The sequence below is a fragment of the Kitasatospora cinereorecta genome, assembly GCF_024172095.1.
In the GTDB taxonomy this organism is placed as follows: Bacteria; Actinomycetota; Actinomycetes; order Streptomycetales; family Streptomycetaceae; genus Kitasatospora; species Kitasatospora cinereorecta.
Genome location: NZ_JAMZDX010000003.1, coordinates 248,620 through 270,160 on the forward strand (window position 1 = coordinate 248,620; position 21,541 = coordinate 270,160).

Consider the following 21,541-nt stretch of genomic DNA (forward strand, 5'->3'; position numbering starts at 1 on the left):
CCGCTGTGCGACCATCTTCAGGTCGCGGGAAGCGACGCCGTGGAAGCAGTCTTTGGAGTTGTGCCGCTATGAGTGCCCGCAGGGATGCCGATCTTGTCGTGATCGGCCTGGGTTACGTCGGTCTTCCCTTGGCGCGCGGGGCCGCCCGGGCAGGTTTGCGGGTGATCGGCCTGGACCGGAGCACGAAGGTCGTGGACGGTCTGAACGCGGGCGAATCGCACATCGACGACATTTCCGACGCACAACTCGCGGAAATGCTGGAGAAGGGTTTCTCCGCCACCACCGACGGGTCGGTCATAGCCTCCGCCAAGGCGGTGGTGATCTGCGTTCCGACGCCGCTGACCGAGCACGGCGCACCCGATCTGACCGCGGTGAACAGCGCCGTCGCCGTGGTGGCGGAGCACCTGACCCCCGGCACGCTGGTGGTGCTGGAGTCGACGACGTACCCGGGCACCACCGACGACGTGGTCCGCCCCGCGCTGGAGGCGACCGGCCTGCGCGTCGGCACCGACTTCCACCTCGCCTTCTCGCCCGAGCGGATCGACCCCGGCAACCCCGACTTCGGCCTGGAGAACACGCCCAAGGTGGTCGGCGGCTGCACCGCGGACTGCACCAAGGCGGCCCGCGGGCTGTACGAGCGCTTCGTGGGCGAGGTGGTCGAGGCCAAGAGCCCGCGCGAGGCCGAGATGGCCAAGCTGCTGGAGAACACCTACCGGCACGTCAACATCGCCCTGGTCAACGAGATGGCGATGTTCTGCCGCGAGATCGGCGTCGACCTGTGGGACGCCATCCGCTGCGCCTCGACCAAGCCGTTCGGCTTCGCGCCGTTCTACCCGGGTCCGGGCGTCGGCGGGCACTGCATCCCGATCGACCCGAACTACCTCTCCTACAAGGTCAGGTCGCTGGGCATCCCGTTCCGGTTCGTCGAGCTGGCCCAGGAGATCAACCAGCGGATGCCGGTGCACGTGGTCCAGCGCGCCGTCGACCTGCTCAACACCCGCGGCAAGGCGATGAACGGCTCCCGGGTGCTGCTGCTCGGCGTGACCTACAAGCCGGACATATCCGACCAGCGCGAGACGCCGGCCACCGCCGTGGCGGTCGAACTGCTGCGCCGCGGCGCGGACGTCCGCTACTACGACCCCAACGTCCCCGCCTGGGACGTGGCCGGCGTTCCGGTGGAGCGGGTCACCGACTACCTTGCGGAGGCGGCCGGCGCCGACCTCACCGTCCTGCTGCAGCCGCACAGCGAGATCGACCTCACCGAGCTGGCCGACCGCGCGTCCCTGCTCTTCGACACCCGCGGCAAGACGGTCGGGCATCCGCAGGCGGTGCAACTGTGAGCAAGTCCCGCGACGACGCCCGGAGAAACCAGCCGGCGCCGAGCGCGGTGGCCGGCCGGACGCGCGGGGACCGCCAGGGCCACCGCAGGAAGCGGCACCTCAAGGTGTCGTACGTGGTCTTCGCGCTGCTCGCCGCGTTCATCGCCACCAAGATGGACAAGTCCTCCATCCACTTCTACTCGCTGGCGGCCGTCGGCCTGCTGACGATCAAGATGTTCCTGGCGCTGTTCTACCGGCCGAAGCGCGCCGGCACCCAGGACCTCCAGAAGCTGGACGAGATGTGGGTGACCGCGGTCCTCCCCATCTACAACGAGGACCCCTCGATGTTCGAGCAGGGCCTGCGCAGCCTGCTCGCGCAGAGCCGCCTCCCCAACGAGGTGCACATCATCGACGACGCCAGCGCCGACCCCACGGGTCTGGCGGTGGCCCGGCGGATGGCGCGGGAGTTCGAGGACGCCGGCGTGGTGTTCAAGGTGAGCCCCCAGCCGGAGAACAAGGGCAAGCGCGAGGCGCTGGCCCGCGGCTTCCTGCACGCCCCGTACTCGGACGTCTTCCTCTGCGTCGACTCCGACACGGTGCTGACCCGGGACACCGTCCGCGAGCTGATCGTGCCGCTGGTCGACGACCGGGTGATGGCCTCGACCGGCATGGTGCTGGCGCTCAACCACGACGCCAACCTGTTCACCCGGTTGCAGGACCTGCGGTACGGCAACTCGTTCCTGTTCGAGCGGGCCGCGTACTCCCAGCTCAACTCGGTGCTCTGCTGCTGCGGCGCGCTGTCCGCCTACCGCGGCGACCTGGTCCGCAAGTACCTGCCGGACTTCCTGAACCAGCAGTTCCTCGGCAAGCCGGCGGTCTTCGGCGACGACCGCCGGATGACCAACTACTGCCTCACCGAGGGCCAGGTGGTCTTCCAGGAGTCCGCGGTCGGCTACACCGCCGTCCCGGAGAAGCTGCCGCACTTCCTGCGCCAGCAGGTCCGCTGGAACAAGTCCTTCTTCCGCGAGTCGCTCTGGGCGCTGCGCAACCAGCGGATCACCCGGCCCGCGTTCTGGCTGACCGTGATGGAGATGGGCCTGTGGCTCGTCTTCGGCTCGGCGATGGTCTACTCGCTGGTGGTCAGCCCCATCCTGAACCCGTACGCCTTCCTGCGGCACGCGAGCGACTACCTGATGTTCATGGTCCTCATGGGCTACCTGCGCAACGTGCGCTACCTGGACTTCCCCCGCCGGAACATGGGCCTGATCAAGCGCTTCGGGATGTTCATGCTCGCGCCGGTCTACGGTGTGATCCAGCTGACCCTGCTCACCCCGCTGCGCTTCTACGCCCTGCTCACCCTCAACAAGGGCAAGTGGGGCACCCGCGAGGCCGGTGTGGAGGTCACCGTGGACTCCGGCAGCGGCGGCGACTACTCGGCGATGTGGAACGAGGACGAGCCCGGCTTCCCGGGCGCCGCCCTCAGCGGGGTCTGATCCGGCCCACCGAACGAGGACGGTCCCCCGCGCCCGGTGGCGCGGGGGACCGTTTCGCGTTTCGGCCGTCCCTCAGGACCAGTGCTTCATCGCCTCGGAGACCGTGATGACCGGCATGCCGCGGGCCGCGATCGCCTCCATGACCGTGGCGAAGCCGGTCTGGGTGATCTGGGTGCTCGCGGTCGGGTTGTCCGGGACCAGCTCGTGGAAGCAGAGGATGAGCCAATCGCCGCTCTTGGCGCAGCGGTCGAGCTTGCCGCCCTGGCCGATCACCTCGGCCAGCGTCGAACCGCCGGTGTTGGTGCCGTCATTGAGACCGGTCAGCGCCTTCAGCCGGTAGGGCATGGCGGGCGTGAACGACTCGATGGTCTCGTAGATGATCGAGCGGGCGGTGGCGAAGTGCCGGGCGGCGATCCGGTCCACCCCGACGCCGTCCGAGGTGGTCTGGAAGGAGCCGTGCGGGTAGGCGAAGTTGTCCTTGCTGAAGTGGTTGGACTCCAGCCAGTCCCGCAGCCGTCCCATGTCCTCGTCCACCTGCTGCGCGCTCAGCTGGTTGTAGCCCGAGTTGTGGGCGTCGGTGGAGAACGAGTGCCCGGCCATCTCCCAGCCGGAGGAGTCCTGCATGCCGCGCATCTGGTCGACGGTGAGGAAGCCGTTGGTGCCGGCCGCCTGCGCGATGTTGTACATGGTGCCGGCGAAGCGGTGCTCGTTCATCGCGGGCAGCGCCAGGTCGTGGACCGAGGAGCGCGAGTCGTCGAAGGTGATCGAGACCGCGCCGCGCGGGAAGGTGGTGCGGGTGTCCGGCAGCACCTCGATCGCCTGGAGGTGGTACGTCACCGGGCCGCCCGCGTCGTCGTACGCGACGAAGGACATGTCGGTGAAGCCGGTGGTGGTGGAGGGGACACCGGTCTGGGAGAGGCTGTACGACCCGGAGGTGTTGGTGACGTCGGCCCACTGGATGTGCACGACGACCCACTCGCCGGACTGCACGTAGTTGGCGGCCTTGGTGGAGTGGGTGTGGAACTGCCACTGGAAGCAGTTGGCCAGCGAGCTCGTGCCCAGGTAGAAGGCCAGCTTGTGCAGGTGGGTGACGTCGTCCACGCGCAGGGTGAACCTGATCATCTTGTTGGTCAGGTCCATCTTCGGCATGCCCGTCCTGCGGACGTAGCTCTGCCGGCCCGAACCGTCGGTGGTGACCCGGACGGCCTGGCTGCCCTGCATGAACAGCGCGGTGTCGTTCAGCTCGTACGACTTGGTGCCGGCGCCGCCCGCGGACCAGCCGTGGCCGTTCTGGAACTGCTGGGTCCAGGTGGCCCGCCGGCTGCTCGGGGTGTAGCCGCCCGGGGTGAGGATCGGCAGGTCCGAGCCGGGGGTGTTGAACGGCGAGGGCACCGCACCGGGCGCCTTGGACGGGCCGGAGGCGGAGGAGGTGGGCTTCGTGCCCCCGCCGCCGTCGCCGCACCCGGCGAGCAGCGCCCCCGACGCGGTCAGGAGGCCGCCGGTACCGGCCAGGCGGAGGGCGGAGCGCCGGCTGATGGCGCGCGATGTCGGCAGGAAGCTCATGGTGGCTCAGTTCTTGGGGACGGTGTTCACGTAGTTGGTGCCGCCGGTGTAGAAGTCGGCCACCGCCTTGTCCACGTCGGCCTGGGACATCGCCTGGTTGGCGTTGTAGTAGAACCAGTTGACCTTCATGTCCCAGCTGCGCTGGGCGCTCTTGAAGGGGAGGTCGATGAACCAGGCGTTGAAGTTGACGCCCATGGTCTGCCGGGGGAAGTACTTGCCCGAGCTGCTGAACAGCTGCTTGCCGTCCAGGGAGTAGGTGGCGACGCCCTTGGCTGCGGTGATCACCAGGGTGTGCCAGCCCTGGAGGCTGGTGTTCTGCCGCTTGGTGGCACGGTCGTTGTTCTTGGCGCTGTACCAGCTGGTGGTGTCCAGGACCGGGCCGGGGGAGCCCCAACCGCCGTTCGGCATGTACTCGTTGTCGAGCTCGCTGTAGAGCGCGTCGTCCGGCGAGATGGTGTAGAAGGACTGGTTGATGTGGTCGCCGGCCTGGCCCGAGCTGGGCTGGTCGTTGAAGTAGATCCGGGCCGCGAAGGTGCCGGTCAGGAAGTCGGTGTCGGCGTTCTCCAGCTGGGACTGGCTGGTGTTCTCCTTGGTGCCGTCGGTGCTGGCCCGCAGGTTCAGGGCCTGCCCGCCCTGCGCGCTCGGGTCACCGGGGAAGCTGACGCCCGCGGCGGACCAGGTGTCGGCGATGCCCGGGCCGCCCTTGCTGGTGCGCACGCGCCAGCCGTGCTTGTTCAGCGCCGGGTCGGTCGGGCCGGTGTAGTGGAAGTTGTCGAACAGCACGCCGGCCGGCACGGCCGGCTTCGCGGCGTCGGCGGACGGCTGCGCGGAGGACTTGGGCTGGCCGCTCGGCTCGTTGCCCCAGTCCAGCTGGCCGCGGACGTACGCGGTCACCAGCTTGGACGGCTTGAAGGTGGTGGACTTGGCGTTGAACGACAGGTCGTTCGACTGGTCCAGGTCCTGGTGGTCCTGGCGGAACAGCTGGAGCTGCAGGCCCTTGCTGTTCTGGGCCGGGGCCAGCGTGCCGGCGGCCGGGGTGAAGCTGAGCTCGAGGTAGTGGTCGGCGCCGGTGGCGGCGTTGGCCAGGGCGACGATGGTGCCGTTGATGTTGGAGCAGCCGACGCCGGCGGCCTCGATGCAGTTGAACGCGTAGGGGTGGTCCCCGTCGGCGGTGAAGTAGTACCGGACCGTCACGTCGGCGAGCGCCACCGGCTTCTTGGAGGAGTTGATGACCTCCAGCCAGGGCTTGGCGACCGGCGCGGCGGCCGGGGTGTCGGTGCGGTACCGGACGGTCAGGTCGGTGGGCTCCGGGTTGGCGGCCCGCCACACCGGGTAGAGGGCGTTGCCGGCGGCGCCCAGCGCGAGCACCAGGAGCAGTACCTTCAGCGTGTTCCACACGCGACGACGCGACGCGCTGCGGCCAGATCCCACGAAAAAGCTCCTAGCACGGATGCGAGCGCGTTACTGATCGCGCGCGTTCAGACGATCGTCAAAACCGACCACAACCCGGGTCATCCTAGCTTCACCCGAACGGCACCCCTCAGGGCCCCCGGGCCGCTGGGCCGGGGGGCCGTGAGGAGTGCTCAGGTGGTCAGAAGCGGAACCAGGTGGCCCGGGCGGCGGTGTCGCCGGCCGAGCGGGTCTTGGCGAGCTGGGCGACCGACTCGGGGGCCAGCGCCTGGTCCCACACCTGGACGTCGGCGATCGAGCCGCCCCAGGCGTCGACCCAGTGGGACTTGAACCGGGCCCGACCGATCTCGATCGGTCCGTTGGTCGACAGGATCCCGGTCACCGGGGTGGTCTTGGCGAGCACGCCGTCGACGTACAGGGAGATGGCCTTCTCCTTGACGTCGTACACGCCGGTCAGCGTGGTCCACTGGCTGGCCGGGTCCACGCCGCCGGTGGCGGCGGGGTCGGTGGGGGCGGACAGCGCCTCGATGGCCTTGCCGCTCTCGGCCGCGGTCTGCACCTTGAACACCCACTGGTTCTTGGCGCCGCGACCCAGGTAGAAGGAGAAGAAGCCGTCGCTGCCCTGCGAGACGGCGGCCCGGGGCTCCTGCGGCGCGGTGTTGCGCACCACGGTGGAGATGGTGAAGCTCGCGCAGGTGTTGACCACCACGGAGTTGACCTCGGCGTAGCCGTCGGTGGTGCCCTTCAGGGTCAGGGCCAGGCCGCTGTGGCCCTCGACGGTGCCGACCTGGGTGGACGAGCCGAGCCGCAGGTCGTTGCTGGCCTTGGACGGCGCGGCGGTCGGGGCGACGCAGTTGGCCGCCTGGTCCGCCGAGGTGGAGGCCTTGTCGGTCGGCGAGTCGCCGCCGGGCTTGTACAGCACCACCGCGGCCGCCACGATGCCGGCCACCACCAGGGTGCTCACCGCGCCGATCGCGACGCGCACCAGGCGCTTGCGCTTGTTGGCCCGCTCGTTGTGCTCCGCCAGGGCGTACCAGTCCGGCTCGGCGGGGCTCGCCAGCGGCGGGTAGCCGTAGCCGCCCTGCATCTGCGGCGGGTAGCCGTAGCCGGACGCCGGCGGGAAGCCGTACGCCGGGTTCACGGGCGGCTGCTGCCCCGGAGTCTGCGAGTCCTGCCCGCCCGGTTCCGGTGCGGTCCCCATCCCATCGCTCATAAGCGCGAATCCTAAGGCACCGGGCCCGCGCGCCCGTGGGAAGGTGCCCGAATCGGTACCAAAACCGTTTGGGGTCGCTGTGTGGGCCTTGGCAGAATCCGGGGCATGGGACACGTCGAGATTTCACATCTGGAGTACTACCTGCCGGACGGGCGGGTGCTGTTCGACGACGCGTCCTTCCGGGTCGGCGAGGGCGCGGCGGTGGCGCTGGTCGGCGCCAACGGCGCGGGCAAGACCACTCTGCTGCGCATGATCGCCGGCGACGTGCAGCCGCACGGCGGTTCGGTGACGGTCAGCGGCGGGCTCGGCGTGATGCGCCAGTTCGTCGGCACCACCGGCCGGGAGGACGCCCGGGAGACGCCCGGCGCGCTGCCGGCCGACGCCTCGGTCCGCGACCTGCTGGTCTCGGTCGCCCCGGCCAGGATCGCCGTCGCCGCCCGCGCGGTGGACGCCGCCGAGCTGGCGATGATGGCGCAGGACGACGAGAAGACGCAGATGGCGTACGCCCAGGCGCTCTCCGACTGGGCCGACGCCGGCGGCTACGAGTACGAGGCCGACTGGGACGTGTGCACCGTGGCGGCGCTCGGCATCCCCTTCGACAAGGCGCAGTGGCGCGGGCTGAACACCCTCTCCGGCGGCGAGCAGAAGCGCCTGGTGCTGGAGGCGCTGCTGCGCGGTCCGGACGAGGTGCTGCTGCTCGACGAGCCGGACAACTACCTGGACGTGCCGGGCAAGCGCTGGCTGGAGGAGGCGATCAGGGCCACCTCGAAGACCGTGCTGTTCATCTCGCACGACCGCGAGCTGCTCTCCCGCGCCGCCGACAAGATCATCGCGGTGGAGTCCGGCGCGGCCGGCTCCAGCGTCTGGGTGCACGGCGGCGGCTTCGAGTCGTTCCACCAGGCCCGCCAGGACCGCTTCGCGCGCTTCGAGGAGCTCGGGCGGCGCTGGGACGAGGAGCACGCCAAGCTGAAGAAGCTGGTGGTCAACCTGCGCCAGGCCGCCGCGGTCAGCCACGCGCTGGCCACCCGCTACGCGGCCGCGCAGACCCGGCTGAAGAAGTTCGAGGAGGCCGGCCGGCCGGAGGAGCCGCCGCGCGAGCAGTCGATCACCATGCGCCTGAAGGGCGGCCGCACCGGCGTGCGCGCCTTCACCATGGAGGGCCTGGAGCTCACCGGCCTGATGAAGCCGTTCGACCTGGAGGTCTTCTACGGCGAGCGGGTCGCGGTGCTGGGCTCCAACGGCTCCGGCAAGTCGCACTTCCTGCGGATGCTGGCCGGCGACGCCTCGGTGAAGCACGGCGGCAGCTGGAAGCTCGGCGCCCGGGTGGTCCCCGGCCACTTCCGGCAGACCCACGCCCACCCCGAGCTGTTCGGCCGCACGGTGCGCTCGATCATCGAGGAGGAGCACGCGCTCAGCCGCGGCGCCGCGATGTCGGCGCTGCGCCGCTACGAGCTGGACCGGCAGGAGGAGCAGAAGTTCGAGTCGCTCTCCGGCGGCCAGCAGGCCCGGCTGATGATCCTCAAGCTGGAGCTGTCCGGCGTGACCGCGCTGCTGCTGGACGAGCCGACCGACAACCTGGACCTGGAGAGCGCCGAGGCGCTGCAGCAGGGCCTGGAGGCGTTCGACGGCACCGTGCTCTGCGTGACCCACGACCGCTGGTTCGCCCGCAGCTTCGACCGCTTCCTGGTCTTCGGCTCGGACGGCCGGGTGTACGAGTCGCCGGAACCGGTCTGGGACGAGACGCGAGTGGTCCGCGACCGCTGAGTTTGGATCCGGCCGCCCCCTGGCGGTATCGTTGACCCTTGTTGTGCGTATTGGCTCGCTCCATCTCACGTGAGAGGTCGGTACGCCGGAGTCACCGAGGCCGTCGATCAGCGGCCGCCGTCCTGATTGCGTCCAGGACCAGGCAAGGCTGATCTCCTCGTCCCGCGTGCTCCCGTCAGGACCCACTCACTGAAAAGCGAAGGCTACGACCGTGCGTACGTACAGCCCCAAGCCCGGCGACGTCCAGCGTCAGTGGCACGTGATCGACGCGACCGACGTCGTGCTCGGCCGCCTGGCCTCCCAGGCCGCCAGCCTCCTGCGGGGCAAGCACAAGGCGATCTACGCGCCGCACGTTGACACCGGCGACTTCGTCGTCATCATCAACGCTGACAAGGTGCACCTCTCGGGCAACAAGAAGACCCAGAAGATGGCGTACCGCCACAGCGGCTTCCCGGGCGGTCTCCGCTCGGTCCGCTACGACGACCTCCTCGACAAGAACCCCGAGAAGGCTGTCGAGAAGGCCATCAAGGGCATGCTCCCCAAGAACACCCTGGGCCGTCAGATGCTCTCGAAGCTGAAGGTCTACTCGGGCGACCAGCACCCGCACGCTGCGCAGCAGCCGGTGCCGTTCGAGATCACCCAGGTCGCGCAGTAATTCCGGCCACCCGACCCCATCACTGAATCGCAGGAGCTGAGGAACACCGTGGCCGAGACTGCCATCGAGAGCACCCTCGAGGTCGACTTCGACGAGAACGTCGAGGAGTACACCTCCGAGTCCGAGTACACCACCGAGTCGCTGGCCGGCCGCTTCGGCGAGGCCGTCCCCGGCGCCGGCCTCGGCCGCCGCAAGGAGGCGATCGCCCGCGTGCGCATCGTCCCCGGCACCGGCCAGTGGAAGATCAACGGTCGCACCCTGGAGAACTACTTCCCCAACAAGGTGCACCAGCAGACCGTGAACGAGCCCTTCAAGCTCCTCGAGCTGGACGGCCGTTACGACGTCATCGCCCGCATCGCGGGTGGCGGCGTCTCCGGTCAGGCCTACGCGCTGCGCCTCGGCGTGGCCCGCGCCCTGAACGAGGCGGACGTGGACAACAACCGCGGCCCGCTCAAGAAGGCCGGCTTCCTGACCCGTGACGCCCGCGCCGTCGAGCGCAAGAAGGCCGGTCTGAAGAAGGCCCGCAAGGCGCCGCAGTACAGCAAGCGCTAATCGCATCCCGCGAGTGCGACCCGTACGCCCCGGAGTACTTTCGAGTACTCCGGGGCGTCGTGCTCCCGGCCTCGTGCGGAGGTCGTGGGGTGATTCGATGGACAGCCGGTCGGGGACGGCGTGAACGCTGAGAGCAGGGACGGAAGCATGGGACGACTCTTCGGTACCGACGGAGTGCGCGGTGTGGCCAACGTGGGCCTGACCGCCGAACTCGCCCTCGGCCTGTCGGTCGCGGCGGCACACGTGCTGGGTGACGCGGGGGCCTTCGAGGGCCACCGCCCGGTCGCCGTGGTCGGCCGCGACCCGCGCGCCTCCGGCGAGTTCCTGGAGGCCGCCGTCATCGCCGGCCTGGCCAGCGCCGGCGTGGACGTGCTGCGGGTCGGCGTGCTCCCCACGCCCGCCGTGGCCTATCTCACCGGCGCCCTCGGCGCCGACTTCGGCGTGATGCTCTCCGCCAGCCACAACGCCATGCCCGACAACGGCATCAAGTTCCTCGCCCGCGGCGGCCACAAGCTGGACGACGCCATCGAGGACGCCATCGAGGCCCACTACCACCGCTACGGCGTCGGCGACGACGAGTGGAAGCGCCCGACCGGCGCCGACGTCGGCCGGGTCCGCCAGTACACCGAGGGCTTCGACAAGTACGTCGCCCACCTGGTCGCCGTCCTGCCCAACCGCCTCGACGGCATCAAGGTGGTCATCGACGGCGCCCACGGCGCCGCCGCCCGGGTCGCCCCCGAGGCCTTCGCCCGCGCCGGCGCGGAGGTCGTCTTCACCCTCGGCGCCGAGCCCACCGGCCTCAACATCAACGACGGTGTCGGCTCCACCCACCTGGACAAGCTCCGGACCGCCATGAAGGAGCACGCCGCCGACCTCGGCATCGCCCTCGACGGCGACGCCGACCGCTGCCTGGCCGCCGACGCCGACGGCAACGAGGTGGACGGCGACCAGATCATCGCCGTCCTCGCGGTCGCCATGAAGGAGGCCGGGACGCTGCGGCGCAACACCGCCGTCGCCACCGTGATGTCCAACCTCGGCTTCAAGCTGGCCATGGAGCGCGAGGGCATCGAGCTCGTCCAGACCGCGGTCGGCGACCGGTACGTGCTGGAGGAGATGAAGCAGCACGGCTTCGCCCTCGGCGGCGAGCAGTCCGGCCACGTCATCCTGCTCGACCACGCCACCACCGGCGACGGCACCCTGACCGGCCTGATGCTCGGCGCCCGCCTGGCCGCCACCAAGCAGCCCCTGGCCGACCTCGCCTCGGTGATGACCCGTCTGCCGCAGGTGCTCATCAACGTCAAGGGCGTGGACAAGAACCGGGTCGAGACCTGCGAGGAGCTGCAGGCCGCCGTCCGCGAGGCGGAGGCCGAGCTGGGGTCGACCGGGCGGGTGCTGCTGCGCAAGTCCGGGACCGAGCCGCTGGTGCGGGTCATGGTCGAGGCGGCGGACGAGGAGCAGGCCAACGCCGTCTGCGAGCGGCTGGCCGCGGCCGTCCGTACCCACCTCGGGTAACCAGGCAACACCCAGGGGCGCGAGGAACTGCGCGAGAAACACACCACCCGGGGAGGTTCGGCCCGATCGTTCGGCGCCCACCTCCCCGGGTGGTCGGTCGCGCAGTTCTCCCCCAGCCTTCGGCCGGGAGGTACCCCCACGCGCCCCTGTTGGCGTTCCCGTGTGCCTACAGCTTGCGCAGCAGGGCTCGGCGGACCTTGTGGTCGGCGCCCTTCTGCAGGATGAGGGTGGCCCGGCCGCGGGTGGGCAGGACGTTCTCCAGCAGGTTGGGCCGGTTGATGGTGCGCCAGACCTGGCGGCCGTAGTCCATCGCCTCCTCTTCCGGCACCTCGGTGAAGCGGCGGAAGTAGGAGTTCGGGTCCTGGAAGGCGGTCTGACGGAGCTTCCGGAACCGGTCCAGGTACCAGCGTTCGATGTCGTCGGTGCGCGCGTCGACGTAGATGGAGAAGTCGAAGTAGTCGGCGACCGCCATCCGGGTCCGGCCGTCGGTGCCGGGCAGGGCGGGCTGAAGGACGTTCAGGCCCTCGACGATCAGGATGTCCGGGCGCTCCACGGTCAGCTTCTCGTCCTGGACGATGTCGTACACCAGGTGCGAGTAGACGGGCGCGGAGACGCTCTCCTTGCCGGCCTTCACGTCCGCGACGAACCGCATCAGGGCCCGCCGGTCGTACGACTCCGGGAAGCCCTTGCGGGCCATCAGGCCGCGGCGCCGCAGCTCGGCGTTGGGGAGCAGGAAGCCGTCGGTGGTGACCAACGCCACCCGCGGGTGCTCGGGCCAGCGGGCCAGCAGCGCCTGCAGCAGGCGGGCGGTGGTGGACTTGCCGACCGCGACGGAGCCGGCCACGCCGATGATGAACGGGGTGCGGGTGCGCTCGGTGTCCGGGGTGTCCAGGAAGGTGCCGAGGGCGCCGCGCAGCTCGTGGGTGGCGTGGATGTACAGGTTGAGCAGCCGGGACAGCGGCAGGTAGACGTCGCGGACCTCGTCCAGGTCCAGTGCGGTGCCCAGGCCGCGCAGCCGCTCCACCTCTTCGGCGGTCAGCGGCAGCGGGGTGCGCTCGCGGAGCGCGCTCCACTCGGCGCGGGACAGATCCACGTACGGTGAGGGGGTGGGCGTGGGGGCGCCCCTCGTACAGAGTTCGGTCAGCACGTCCTCCATTGTGGGCCGTCTCGCCGAGGACGGGTGGTGTGGTGTCGGTCACCAGCCGTCGCCGCGGTCGTGACCTGGGAGTGTTCTTCGCCGCATATGCTGACGCACATGTGCGGAATTGTTGGATATGTAGGGCCTCAGACGGCTCTGGACGTGGTGATCGCAGGCCTGCGCCGGCTGGAGTACCGGGGCTACGACTCGGCCGGTGTCGCGGTGCAGACGCAGGCGGGCGACGGGCAGTGGTCGCTGGCCACGGACAAGCGGGCGGGCAAGCTCGCCAACCTCGAGAAGTCGCTGGCCGAGTCCCCCCTCCCGGCCGGCACCACGGGCATCGGCCACACCCGCTGGGCGACCCACGGCGGCCCGACGGACGCCAACGCCCACCCCCACCTGGACGACGACCGCAAGGTCGCCGTCGTCCACAACGGCATCATCGAGAACTTCGCCGCCCTGCGCGCCGAGATCGCCGAGCGCGGCCACACCCTCCGTTCGGAGACCGACACCGAGGTGGTCGCCCACCTGCTCGCCGAGGCGTACGACGGCGACCTGGCCGAGGCCATGCGCGTGGTCTGCCGCCAGCTGGACGGCGCCTTCACCCTGGTCGCCGTGCACGCGGACGCCCCGGACGTGGTGGTCGGCGCCCGCCGCAACTCCCCGCTGGTGGTCGGCGTCGGCGAGGGCGAGAACTTCCTCGCCTCCGACGTCGCCGCGTTCATCGCGCACACCCGCGAGGCGATCGAGCTCGGCCAGGACCAGGTCGTCGAGCTGCGCACCTCCGGCGTGACGGTGACCAACTTCGACGGCACCCCCGCCGACGTGCGCGAGTACCACGTCGACTGGGACGCCTCGGCCGCCGAGAAGGGCGGCTACGACTACTTCATGCTCAAGGAGATCGCCGAGCAGCCGAAGGCCGTCGCCGACACCCTCCTCGGCCGGATCGGCACCGACGGCCGGCTCACCCTGGACGAGCTGCGCATCCCCGACCAGGTGCTGCGCGAGGTCGACAAGGTCGTCATCGTGGCCTGCGGCACCGCGTTCCACGCCGGCATGATCGCCAAGTACGCGATCGAGCACTGGACCCGCATCCCCTGCGAGGTCGAGGTCGCCTCGGAGTTCCGCTACCGCGACCCGATCATGGACGACCGCACCCTGGTCATCGCCATCTCCCAGTCCGGCGAGACCATGGACACCCTGATGGCGCTGCGCCACGCCCGCGAGCAGGGCGCCAAGGTGCTGGCCATCTGCAACACCAACGGCTCCACCATCCCGCGCGAGTCCGACGCGGTGCTCTACACCCACGCCGGCCCCGAGGTCGCGGTCGCCTCCACCAAGGCGTTCCTGACCCAGCTGGTCGCCTGCTACCTGGTCGCGCTGTACCTCGGCCAGGTCCGCGGCACCAAGTGGGGCGACGAGATCTTCACCATCATCCGCGAGCTCGGCGACGCGCCGAAGCAGGTGGAGCAGGTGCTGGAGACCATGGAGCCCGTCCGCGAGCTGGCCCGTTCGCTGGCCGACGCCAAGTCGGTGCTGTTCCTCGGCCGCCACGTGGGCTTCCCGGTCGCCCTGGAGGGCGCGCTGAAGCTCAAGGAGCTCGCGTACATGCACGCCGAGGGCTTCGCCGCGGGCGAGCTCAAGCACGGCCCGATCGCCCTGATCGAGGAGGGCCTGCCGGTCGTCGTGGTCGTGCCGTCGCCGCGCGGCCGCTCGATCCTGCACGACAAGATCGTCTCCAACATCCAGGAGATCCGCGCCCGCGGTGCCCGCACCATCGTGATCGCGGAGGAGGGCGACGAGGCGGTCGTGCCGTACGCCGACCACCTGATCCGCATCCCGGCCACCCCGACGCTGCTCCAGCCGCTGGTGTCCACCGTCCCGCTCCAGGTCTTCGCCTGCGAGCTGGCCACCGCCAAGGGCCACGAGGTCGACCAGCCGCGCAACCTGGCGAAGTCGGTCACCGTCGAGTAGTCGGTCACGCCGCTTCGGTGCCCCTGCGGTGGCTGCGTCCTACCGCAGGGGTGCCGTGTCGAGCGTGAACGAGAACGGCGCGGGCAGCTCCAACGGCTTGCCGAAGGTGACCTCGCTGTGGGCCTGGTAGTCGCCGTCGGACGGGTCGGTGAACAGCGTGACCGTGCCATGGCCGCGGTCGACCAGCAGGTAGCAGGGGATCCCGGCGGCCGCGTAGCCGCGCCGCTTCGCCTCGCGGTCCCTGACCGGGTTGGTCGAGGTGATCTCGAAGACCAGCAGCACCCCGCCCGGCCCTGCCCACGGCTCGGCGTCCTCGAAGTGGCCGACCGGGCTGATCGTGCCGTCCGGGATGAAGTGGCCGCCGGGCACGACCAGACCCTTGTTGCCGGAGACATCCAGATCGATTGCGGATCTGCGGACGAACTGCTTGTTGATCAACGAGAACGCGGTCTCGTGCGAACCGTCCGGCGGCGGGGTCACGACGATCTCCCCGTCGATCAGCTCGGCCCGGTAGCCGGGCGGCGTCTCCAGCTCCAGGAACGTTTGGAGGAGGCCGTTCTCCGCAGGCAGCGGCTGCTGGACGGCTGGCATGGCGACCATGGCCCTTCTCCCTCCCGTGGGTCCGGGCCACACGCTAGGCGGACCGGCCGGGGCGGGAAGGGGATCGAAGCGGTTCTCACCCGAAAGTGTGCCGTAAGGTCCCCGGGCAGGAGCGGATTCCAGGGAGTGGCGGAGTGATCATCGGGGTCGGGATCGACGTGGCGGAGATCGAGCGGTTCGGGGCCTCCCTGGAGCGGACGCCGGAGCTGGCCGCGCGGCTGTTCACGCCGGGGGAGCTGGTGCTGCCGTCCGGGCAGCGGCGCGGGGTCGCGTCGCTGGCGGCCCGGTTCGCGGCCAAGGAGGCGCTGGCCAAGGCGCTGGGCGCGCCGGTCGGCCTGCACTGGACGGACGCCGAGGTGTGCGTCGAGGACTCCGGCCGGCCGGTCCTGCGGGTCACCGGGACGGTCGCCGCCCGCGCCGCCGAACTCGGCGTGAAGTCGTGGCACGTGTCGCTGAGCCACGACGCGGGCGTAGCGTCGGCGGTGGTGATCGCGGAGGGTTGATCGCCGGGGCCGAGCCGTCCGGGAGGCAGGACATGCGCCACGCACACGCCGTCGAGCAGGTACGGGCCGCCGAGGCCGCGCTGATGGCGCGGCTCCCCGAGGGCACGCTGATGCAGCGCGCCGCCGCCGGGCTGGCCGCCGTCTGCGTGCGGCTGCTGCCCGGGGTGTACGGCAGCCGGGTGCTGGTGCTGGCCGGCAGCGGCGACAACGGCGGCGACGCCCTCTACGCGGGCGCCCGCCTCGCCCGGCGCGGCGCCTCGGTGCGGGCGCTGCTGTTCGCCCCCGACAAGGCCCACCCGGGCGGTCTGGCCGCCCTGCTGGCGGCCGGCGGACGGCTGACCGCCGACCCGGAGGAGTTCGGCCGCGCGGACCTGGTGCTGGACGGCATCGTCGGCATCGGCGGCCGCGGCGGACTGCGGCCCGCCGCGCAGCCGTACGCGACCATGCGCCGGCGCGGACCGGTGGTCGCGGTGGACGTCCCCAGCGGGGTCGACCCCGACACCGGCGAGGTCGACGGCGTCGCGCTGCGCGCCGACGTGACGGTCTGCTTCGGCACCCACAAGCCCGGCCTGCTGGTCGACCCCGGCGCCTCGTACGCGGGCGTGGTGCACCTGGTGGACATCGGCCTGGACCTGTCCCGGGCGCAGGTGGAGGTGCTGCAGCACGCGGACGTGGCGGCGCTGCTGCCGGTCCCCGCCGCGGAGAGCGACAAGTACCGGCGCGGCGTGGTCGGCATCGCCGCCGGATCGGCCCGCTACCCGGGCGCAGCGCTGCTCGCCGTCGCGGGCGCGCTGCGCGGCGGGGCCGGGGCCGTGCGGTACGTCGGCACGGCCGCCGAGGAGGTCGTGCGGCGCTACCCCGAGACGCTGGTCACCGAGGGCGGCCCCGCCGGCGCCGGGCGGGTGCAGGCCTGGGTGGTCGGCCCCGGCTCCGGCGAGGGCGCCGAACGGGCCCTGACCGAGGCGCTCGCCGGCGGCGTGCCGGTGCTGGTCGACGCGGACGGCCTGACCGAACTCGCCCGGCTGGGCCCGGACGCCCTGCGGGAGCGGACCGCGCCCACCGTGCTCACCCCGCACACCGGGGAGGCGGCCCGGCTGCTGGCCGGCGCGGACGGCGGCGCCCCGCCCGCCGCGGACGACCTGGCGGCGCGACGGCTGGACACCGCGCGGCGCCTCGCCGCGGCGTACCGGGCAACGGTGCTGCTCAAGGGTTCGACGACGGTGGTGGCCGAGCCGACCGGCGAGGTCCGGGTCAACCCGACCGGCACGTCCTGGCTGGCGACGGCCGGCAGCGGCGACGTCCTCGCCGGGCTCACCGGCTCCCTCCTCGCCGCCGGCCTGGCCCCCCTGGACGCCGCCTCCGCCGCCGCCTACCTCCACGGCCTGGCCGGCCGCGCCGCCGCCCACGGCGAGGTGCCCGTCGCCGCCCTGGACATCGCCCGCGCCCTGCGGGCCGCCTGGCGCACCGTCCGCGAGTAGGCCGCCGCCCCGGCGACAGGCCGCCTCCGGCGGGGATTTGCGGGGGCGGTGGACGGACGGGACAGCGCGGGCCGCGGTCGGACGTCGGTGCAGGGCTGGCCGCCTGCCGGGGCGGGTTTCGGGTGGTCGGGCGGGGGCTCGGGGCGGGTGGTCGGTGCGCCCGCAGCGGAGGCACTTCTTCCGTCTGGGAGACTGATACGCGATGACGACTGCGAACACCACCGGGACGGCGGGTCTCACCCAGGGGGCCCGCGCCGAGGCGACCATTGATCTGGGCGCGCTGCGCGACAACCTGGCCGCACTGCGGGACCGCACGGGCGGCCCGGAGCTGATGGCCGTGGTGAAGGCGGACGCGTACGGCCACGGCGCGGTGCGGTGTGCCCGGGAGGCGGTCGCGGCGGGCGCGCGCTGGCTCGGCACGGCGACCCCCGAGGAGGCGCTGGCGCTGCGCGCGGCCGGGATCGGCCCGGAGCAGGCGCGGGTGCTGTGCTGGCTGTGGACGCCGGGCGGCCCGTGGCGGGAGGCGGTGCGCGCGGAGGTCGACATCTCGGTGAGCGGCCGCTGGGCGCTGGACGAGCTGCTGGCGGCGGTCCGGGAGACCGGTGTCCCGGCGCGGGTGCACCTGAAGGCGGACACCGGGCTGGGCCGCAACGGCTGCCAGCCGCACGACTGGCCGGACCTGGTGGCGGCGGCGCTGCGCGCCCAGGCCGAGGGGCTGCTGCAGGTCGTCGGCATCTGGTCGCACTTCGCCTGCGCCGACGAGCCGGGCCACCCGTCGATCCAGTTGCAGCTGGACTCCTTCGCGGCGGCGCTGGAGCACGCCGAGCGGGCGGGTGTCCGTCCCGAGGTGCGGCACCTGGCGAACTCGCCGGCCACGCTGACGCTGCCGCAGTCGCACTACGACCTGGTCCGTCCGGGCCTGGCGATGTACGGGCTGTCCCCGGTGCCGGAGGTCGGTGCGCCGGCGGACTTCGGGCTGCGGCCGGTGATGTCGCTGAGCGCCCGGCTGGCGCTGGTGAAGACGGTGCCGGGCGGCCACGGGATCAGCTACGGGCACCACTACACGACGTCCGGCCCGACCACGCTGGGCCTGGTCCCGGTCGGCTACGCGGACGGGGTGCCGCGGCACGCGAGCAACTCGGGCCCGGTGCAGATCGGCGGTACGTGGTACACGGTCGCCGGGCGGGTGGCGATGGACCAGTTCGTGGTGGACCTGGGCGGGGACTCTCCGGAGGTCGGCGAGGAGGTCCTGCTGTTCGGCAGCGGGGAGCACGGCGAGCCGACCGCCGAGGACTGGGGCCGGGCGTGCGGCACCATCTCGTACGAGATCATCACCCGGATCGGGGCGCGGGTGCCCCGGCGCTACGTCGGCGGCCTCGCGTGAGCGCGTCCGGGCGGGCGGACCGCCGGCCATGACGGAGTCCGTCGAGAGCGGCACGGTCGCCGCGGTGGCGAAGGCGGCGGACGCCGCGAGCGGGGTGAGCCGGGCCGGGCTGATCGGCATCTCGCTGGGTGTGGTGGCGGCCGGCGCGGCGGCGGGTGTGGCGATAGAGCGGCTGACGGTGGGTCGGGCGATGCGTCGCCGGGCCCGCGAGGAGCTGGACGCCGCCGCCCCGTTCGGTTCGCTGCGCGGGCGGCCGCGCACGGTGACCGCCCCGGACGGCACCGAGCTGTACGTGGAGCTGGACGGCACCGGCTGGGCCGAGCCGGTGGAGGTCCACCCGGAGCCGGACGGCGGGCGGCGCGGTTGGTTCCCCCGCCGGCGGGGCGAGAGCGCGCCGGTGGACCGCAGCGGACTGCCCGGCCTGCTGGGCGGCTCGGGGGCGCTGGCCCGGGCGGCCGGCCGGCGGAGCCTCGGTGGCCCGAAGGCGGCGCCGGAGCCGCTGACCGTGGTCTTCTGCCACGGCTACTGCCTCAACCAGGACAGCTGGCACTTCCAGCGGGCCGCGCTGCGCGAGGGCATGCGGCTGGTCTTCTGGGACCAGCGCAGCCACGGCCGCTCCGAGCGTTCCCGCTCCCACCTGGACGGCGAGCCGGCCTCGATCGACCGGCTGGGCGCCGATCTGAAGGCGGTGATCGACGCCGTCGCGCCGCAGGGACCGCTGGTGCTGGTGGGCCACTCGATGGGCGGCATGACGGTGATGGCGCTGGCCGACCGCCATCCCGAGCTGTTCCGCGACCGGGTGGCCGGGGTCGCGCTGATCGGCACCCTGGCCGCCGACTGGGACTCCGTCACCCTCGGCCTGCCCTCGGTCGGCGCCAAGCTGCTCAAGCGGATGGCGCCCGGCGTGGTGCGGCTGCTGGGCCGCCAGGTCGAGCTGGTGGAGGCGACCCGGCGGCTGGGGGCGGACGTCAGCTCGGTGTTCTACCGGCGGTTCTCCTTCGGGACGAAGGACGTGGACCCGGCCGTGGTCCGCTTCGCCGAACAGCTGCTGGACGCCACCCCGATCGACGTGGTCGCCGAGTTCTATCCGGCGTTCTCCGCCCACGACAAGCGGGCCGCGCTGGCCGCGCTGGACGGCATCCCGACCCTGGTCCTGGTCGGCACCAGGGACCTGCTGACCCCGCCCGAGCACAGCGAGGCGATCGCCGCGGCGCTGCCCGGCGCCGAGCTGGTGCGGGTCCAGGACGCCGGCCACCTGGTGATGCTGGAGCGTCCGGAGACGGTCGACCGCAGGCTCGCCGAGCTGCTCGTCGCGGCCGCCGCCCACGCGCACGCCGCCCCGCTCCCGCCGTCCGTGCAGGAGCTCGCGGACCGCGAGGCCGCCGACCGGGAGCCCGCCGGCGGCACCTGAGACCGGGCCGCGCGGCACCAGACCACCGTTCCAGACCTTCCGGAAGGACACCGAGGCCCCGATGGGTACGCAGACCACTCTCACCGTCGACTCCGCCGCGCGGATGAACCGGCTCGGCCACGCCCTCGCCGGGCTGCTGCGCCCCGGCGACCTGGTGCTGCTCTCCGGCGAGCTGGGTGCGGGCAAGACCACGCTGACCCGCGGCCTGGGCGAGGGGCTGGGCGTCCGCGGCGCCGTCACCTCGCCCACCTTCGTGATCGCCCGGGTGCACCCGTCGCTGAGCGGCGGCCCCGCGCTGGTGCACGTGGACGCGTACCGGCTGGGCGGCGGCCTGGACGAGATGGAGGACCTCGACCTGGACGTCTCGCTGCCCGAGTCGGTGGTCGTGGTGGAGTGGGGCGAGGGCAAGGTCGAGCAGCTCTCCGAGGACCGCCTGGAGGTCCGGATCGAGCGGGCGCTCGGCGGTGAGGCGGCCGAGGACGACAGCGATCCCCGCCGGGTCACCGTCACCGGCCTGGGCGTGCGCTGGGCGGACGCGGATCTCACCGGATTGAGTGAGGGCTGAGCGGGTTTGCCCGCCACCCTCCCGGCGAGGTGTTGCGGCGGGGTGTTCGCCCGTGATGGGATGGGCGGCAGCAGGTTAGGTATGCCTAACTAGGGAGGCGCCCCATGGCGAGCACCACCCCCGCCGCGACGCCCGCGCCCGACGGCCGGGCCACCGGACCCGAGCCCGTCCGGTGCGCCGAACCCGCCGAGTCCGCCGAGGCCGCGGAGTCCACCGAGAGCCGTTCCGAGGTGCCGATGAGCGCCCTGCTGGCGTCCTGCCGGGCCGCCGCCGCGCTGTCCACCCCGCCGGATCCCCAACCCCGCCCGGAGCCGAGAGCCGCCTGACGCCCGGACCCGGCCCGGATCCGCACCGCTACGGGATCACGACCACCCGGGTGCCGTTGGGGGCGAAGTCCCAGAGCGACTGGCCGTCCGCGCGGGTCGAGCGGATGCCGCCGGTCTTCACCTTGGGGTCGGCCGGGGGCACGGGGGCGTTCTCGTCGACCGCCGCGCTGAAGCCGAACACCGTGCCGGCCTGCTGCGCGAACCGGACCACGTGCTCGATCTGCCGACCGTCGGTGCCGGTGCCCGCGGCCGTCCGCCCGAACACCGTGTAGCTGCCGGCGGCCGGGTCCACCGAGCCCGGGACGACCTTGAAGGCGCCCACCACCTGCGGGTTCTTGCGCGGATCCACCAGCCACACCTGGTGCGCCTTCAGCGCGTACACCACCCGCAGGCCGGCGCCGGAGTCGTTCGGCAGCGCGGGGGCGGCCGGCTCGGCCGGGGCGGTGGCGGAGGGGGACGGCGCCGCGGTGGCGGCCGGCACGGCTGCCGCGCGCGGGGCGAGGCCGTTCGCCTGGAAGGCCAGCGCGCCGACCACGGCCATGGCCCCCAGGGTCAGACCGCCGACCACCACACCCGGACCCAGCTTCGCCACGTCAGCTCCCACCGTCGGCTCGTGCTCTCGCCGCCCATCGTGCCAGTTCCGCTCCGCTCGGTCCGACTCATCCGATGGTGTGCCCGCGC

19 protein-coding genes are annotated in these 21,541 nt (G+C 72.1%); 13 read left to right on the forward strand and 6 right to left on the reverse strand.

Going from position 1 to position 21,541, the window contains the following annotated elements; translation table 11 throughout:
* The first annotated feature begins 68 nt into the window (after window positions 1-68).
* Window positions 69-1,340 (forward strand): nucleotide sugar dehydrogenase, encoded by a 1,272-nt coding sequence (locus FHR36_RS14800; protein ID WP_253797235.1) that lies wholly within the window; start codon window positions 69-71, stop codon window positions 1,338-1,340.
* A complete protein-coding gene (locus FHR36_RS14805; RefSeq protein WP_253797237.1) occupies window positions 1,337-2,812 on the forward strand; it encodes a glycosyltransferase in 1,476 nt (491 codons plus the stop codon). The genes FHR36_RS14800 and FHR36_RS14805 overlap by 4 nt, the downstream gene beginning before the upstream one ends.
* A gap of 72 nt (window positions 2,813-2,884) precedes the next feature.
* Here the strand turns inward: FHR36_RS14805 and FHR36_RS14810 are convergent, their stop codons facing one another.
* The 3 genes from FHR36_RS14810 to FHR36_RS14820 all read right to left on the reverse strand — a co-directional run bounded on the left by FHR36_RS14810 (window position 2,885) and on the right by FHR36_RS14820 (window position 6,986).
* Window positions 2,885-4,375 carry a polysaccharide deacetylase family protein gene (locus FHR36_RS14810; protein ID WP_253797239.1) on the reverse strand — a complete coding sequence of 497 codons (1,491 nt, stop codon included), beginning with the start codon at window positions 4,373-4,375 and terminating at the stop codon, window positions 2,885-2,887.
* 6 nt (window positions 4,376-4,381) lie between these two features.
* Entirely contained in the window at window positions 4,382-5,773 is a 1,392-nt protein-coding gene (locus FHR36_RS14815; RefSeq protein ID WP_253797241.1) for a cellulose binding domain-containing protein, read from the reverse strand.
* 193 nt (window positions 5,774-5,966) lie between these two features.
* Window positions 5,967-6,986, reverse strand: a complete 1,020-nt coding sequence (locus tag FHR36_RS14820) for a LamG domain-containing protein (protein ID WP_253797244.1) — start codon at window positions 6,984-6,986, stop codon at window positions 5,967-5,969.
* Window positions 6,987-7,103: 117 nt separating this feature from the next.
* On the opposite strand from FHR36_RS14820, the gene FHR36_RS14825 reads away from it, so the two are divergent.
* The 4 genes from FHR36_RS14825 to glmM all read left to right on the forward strand — a co-directional run bounded on the left by FHR36_RS14825 (window position 7,104) and on the right by glmM (window position 11,481).
* Window positions 7,104-8,762 (forward strand): ABC-F family ATP-binding cassette domain-containing protein, encoded by a 1,659-nt coding sequence (locus FHR36_RS14825; protein WP_253797247.1) that lies wholly within the window; start codon window positions 7,104-7,106, stop codon window positions 8,760-8,762.
* A gap of 211 nt (window positions 8,763-8,973) precedes the next feature.
* Window positions 8,974-9,417, forward strand: a complete 444-nt coding sequence (gene rplM / locus FHR36_RS14830; RefSeq protein WP_253797250.1) for a 50S ribosomal protein L13 — start codon at window positions 8,974-8,976, stop codon at window positions 9,415-9,417.
* A 48-nt stretch (window positions 9,418-9,465) separates the two neighbouring features.
* Window positions 9,466-9,969 (forward strand): 30S ribosomal protein S9, encoded by a 504-nt coding sequence (gene rpsI / locus FHR36_RS14835; RefSeq protein ID WP_253797252.1) that lies wholly within the window; start codon window positions 9,466-9,468, stop codon window positions 9,967-9,969.
* 147 nt (window positions 9,970-10,116) lie between these two features.
* Complete coding sequence (gene glmM, locus FHR36_RS14840) at window positions 10,117-11,481, forward strand: phosphoglucosamine mutase (protein WP_253797259.1); 1,365 nt, start codon at window positions 10,117-10,119, stop codon at window positions 11,479-11,481.
* A gap of 166 nt (window positions 11,482-11,647) precedes the next feature.
* Here the strand turns inward: glmM and coaA are convergent, their stop codons facing one another.
* Window positions 11,648-12,637 (reverse strand): type I pantothenate kinase, encoded by a 990-nt coding sequence (coaA, locus tag FHR36_RS14845; RefSeq protein WP_253797261.1) that lies wholly within the window; start codon window positions 12,635-12,637, stop codon window positions 11,648-11,650.
* Window positions 12,638-12,736: 99 nt separating this feature from the next.
* Here coaA and glmS point away from each other — a divergent pair, with 99 nt between their 5' ends.
* A complete protein-coding gene (gene glmS, locus FHR36_RS14850) occupies window positions 12,737-14,593 on the forward strand; it encodes a glutamine--fructose-6-phosphate transaminase (isomerizing) (RefSeq protein ID WP_253797263.1) in 1,857 nt (618 codons plus the stop codon).
* A gap of 39 nt (window positions 14,594-14,632) precedes the next feature.
* Here glmS and FHR36_RS14855 read toward each other — a convergent pair whose 3' ends face one another.
* Window positions 14,633-15,193, reverse strand: a complete 561-nt coding sequence (locus FHR36_RS14855; protein ID WP_253797267.1) for a Uma2 family endonuclease — start codon at window positions 15,191-15,193, stop codon at window positions 14,633-14,635.
* A 134-nt stretch (window positions 15,194-15,327) separates the two neighbouring features.
* Here FHR36_RS14855 and FHR36_RS14860 point away from each other — a divergent pair, with 134 nt between their 5' ends.
* From FHR36_RS14860 to FHR36_RS14885, 6 genes are all read left to right on the forward strand, one after another.
* The gene (locus FHR36_RS14860) at window positions 15,328-15,696 is read left to right on the forward strand and encodes a holo-ACP synthase (protein WP_253797270.1); all 369 of its coding nucleotides are present in this window, start codon (window positions 15,328-15,330) and stop codon (window positions 15,694-15,696) included.
* 32 nt (window positions 15,697-15,728) lie between these two features.
* Window positions 15,729-17,174 carry an NAD(P)H-hydrate dehydratase gene (locus FHR36_RS14865; protein WP_253797272.1) on the forward strand — a complete coding sequence of 482 codons (1,446 nt, stop codon included), beginning with the start codon at window positions 15,729-15,731 and terminating at the stop codon, window positions 17,172-17,174.
* A 202-nt stretch (window positions 17,175-17,376) separates the two neighbouring features.
* Window positions 17,377-18,558: an alanine racemase gene (gene alr / locus FHR36_RS14870; RefSeq protein ID WP_253797279.1), complete on the forward strand. Its 1,182-nt coding sequence runs from the start codon at window positions 17,377-17,379 to the stop codon at window positions 18,556-18,558.
* A 28-nt stretch (window positions 18,559-18,586) separates the two neighbouring features.
* Complete coding sequence (locus tag FHR36_RS14875; RefSeq protein ID WP_253797293.1) at window positions 18,587-19,969, forward strand: alpha/beta fold hydrolase; 1,383 nt, start codon at window positions 18,587-18,589, stop codon at window positions 19,967-19,969.
* Window positions 19,970-20,030: 61 nt separating this feature from the next.
* Window positions 20,031-20,534 carry a tRNA (adenosine(37)-N6)-threonylcarbamoyltransferase complex ATPase subunit type 1 TsaE gene (gene tsaE, locus FHR36_RS14880; RefSeq protein WP_344586093.1) on the forward strand — a complete coding sequence of 168 codons (504 nt, stop codon included), beginning with the start codon at window positions 20,031-20,033 and terminating at the stop codon, window positions 20,532-20,534.
* Between the two features lie 104 nt (window positions 20,535-20,638).
* Complete coding sequence (locus FHR36_RS14885) at window positions 20,639-20,860, forward strand: hypothetical protein (RefSeq protein WP_253797296.1); 222 nt, start codon at window positions 20,639-20,641, stop codon at window positions 20,858-20,860.
* Between the two features lie 28 nt (window positions 20,861-20,888).
* Here the strand turns inward: FHR36_RS14885 and FHR36_RS14890 are convergent, their stop codons facing one another.
* The gene (locus FHR36_RS14890; protein WP_308199348.1) at window positions 20,889-21,452 is read right to left on the reverse strand and encodes a hypothetical protein; all 564 of its coding nucleotides are present in this window, start codon (window positions 21,450-21,452) and stop codon (window positions 20,889-20,891) included.
* Between the last annotated feature and the right edge of the window lie 89 nt (window positions 21,453-21,541).

What these genes read in the sequence shown, in the direction of transcription:
- FHR36_RS14855 (WP_253797267.1), bottom strand. Translation starts at nt 15,193, where the DNA reads ATGGTCGCCATGCCAGCCGTCCAGCAGCCGCTGCCTGCGGAGAACGGC.
- glmM (WP_253797259.1), top strand. Translation starts at nt 10,117, where the DNA reads ATGGGACGACTCTTCGGTACCGACGGAGTGCGCGGTGTGGCCAACGTG.
- glmS (WP_253797263.1), top strand. Translation starts at nt 12,737, where the DNA reads ATGTGCGGAATTGTTGGATATGTAGGGCCTCAGACGGCTCTGGACGTG.
- tsaE (WP_344586093.1), top strand. Translation starts at nt 20,031, where the DNA reads ATGGGTACGCAGACCACTCTCACCGTCGACTCCGCCGCGCGGATGAAC.
- FHR36_RS14875 (WP_253797293.1), top strand. Translation starts at nt 18,587, where the DNA reads ATGACGGAGTCCGTCGAGAGCGGCACGGTCGCCGCGGTGGCGAAGGCG.
- FHR36_RS14825 (WP_253797247.1), top strand. Translation starts at nt 7,104, where the DNA reads ATGGGACACGTCGAGATTTCACATCTGGAGTACTACCTGCCGGACGGG.
- FHR36_RS14820 (WP_253797244.1), bottom strand. Translation starts at nt 6,986, where the DNA reads ATGGGGACCGCACCGGAACCGGGCGGGCAGGACTCGCAGACTCCGGGG.
- FHR36_RS14865 (WP_253797272.1), top strand. Translation starts at nt 15,729, where the DNA reads ATGCGCCACGCACACGCCGTCGAGCAGGTACGGGCCGCCGAGGCCGCG.
- FHR36_RS14885 (WP_253797296.1), top strand. Translation starts at nt 20,639, where the DNA reads ATGGCGAGCACCACCCCCGCCGCGACGCCCGCGCCCGACGGCCGGGCC.
- FHR36_RS14800 (WP_253797235.1), top strand. Translation starts at nt 69, where the DNA reads ATGAGTGCCCGCAGGGATGCCGATCTTGTCGTGATCGGCCTGGGTTAC.
- alr (WP_253797279.1), top strand. Translation starts at nt 17,377, where the DNA reads ATGACGACTGCGAACACCACCGGGACGGCGGGTCTCACCCAGGGGGCC.
- coaA (WP_253797261.1), bottom strand. Translation starts at nt 12,637, where the DNA reads ATGGAGGACGTGCTGACCGAACTCTGTACGAGGGGCGCCCCCACGCCC.
- FHR36_RS14810 (WP_253797239.1), bottom strand. Translation starts at nt 4,375, where the DNA reads ATGAGCTTCCTGCCGACATCGCGCGCCATCAGCCGGCGCTCCGCCCTC.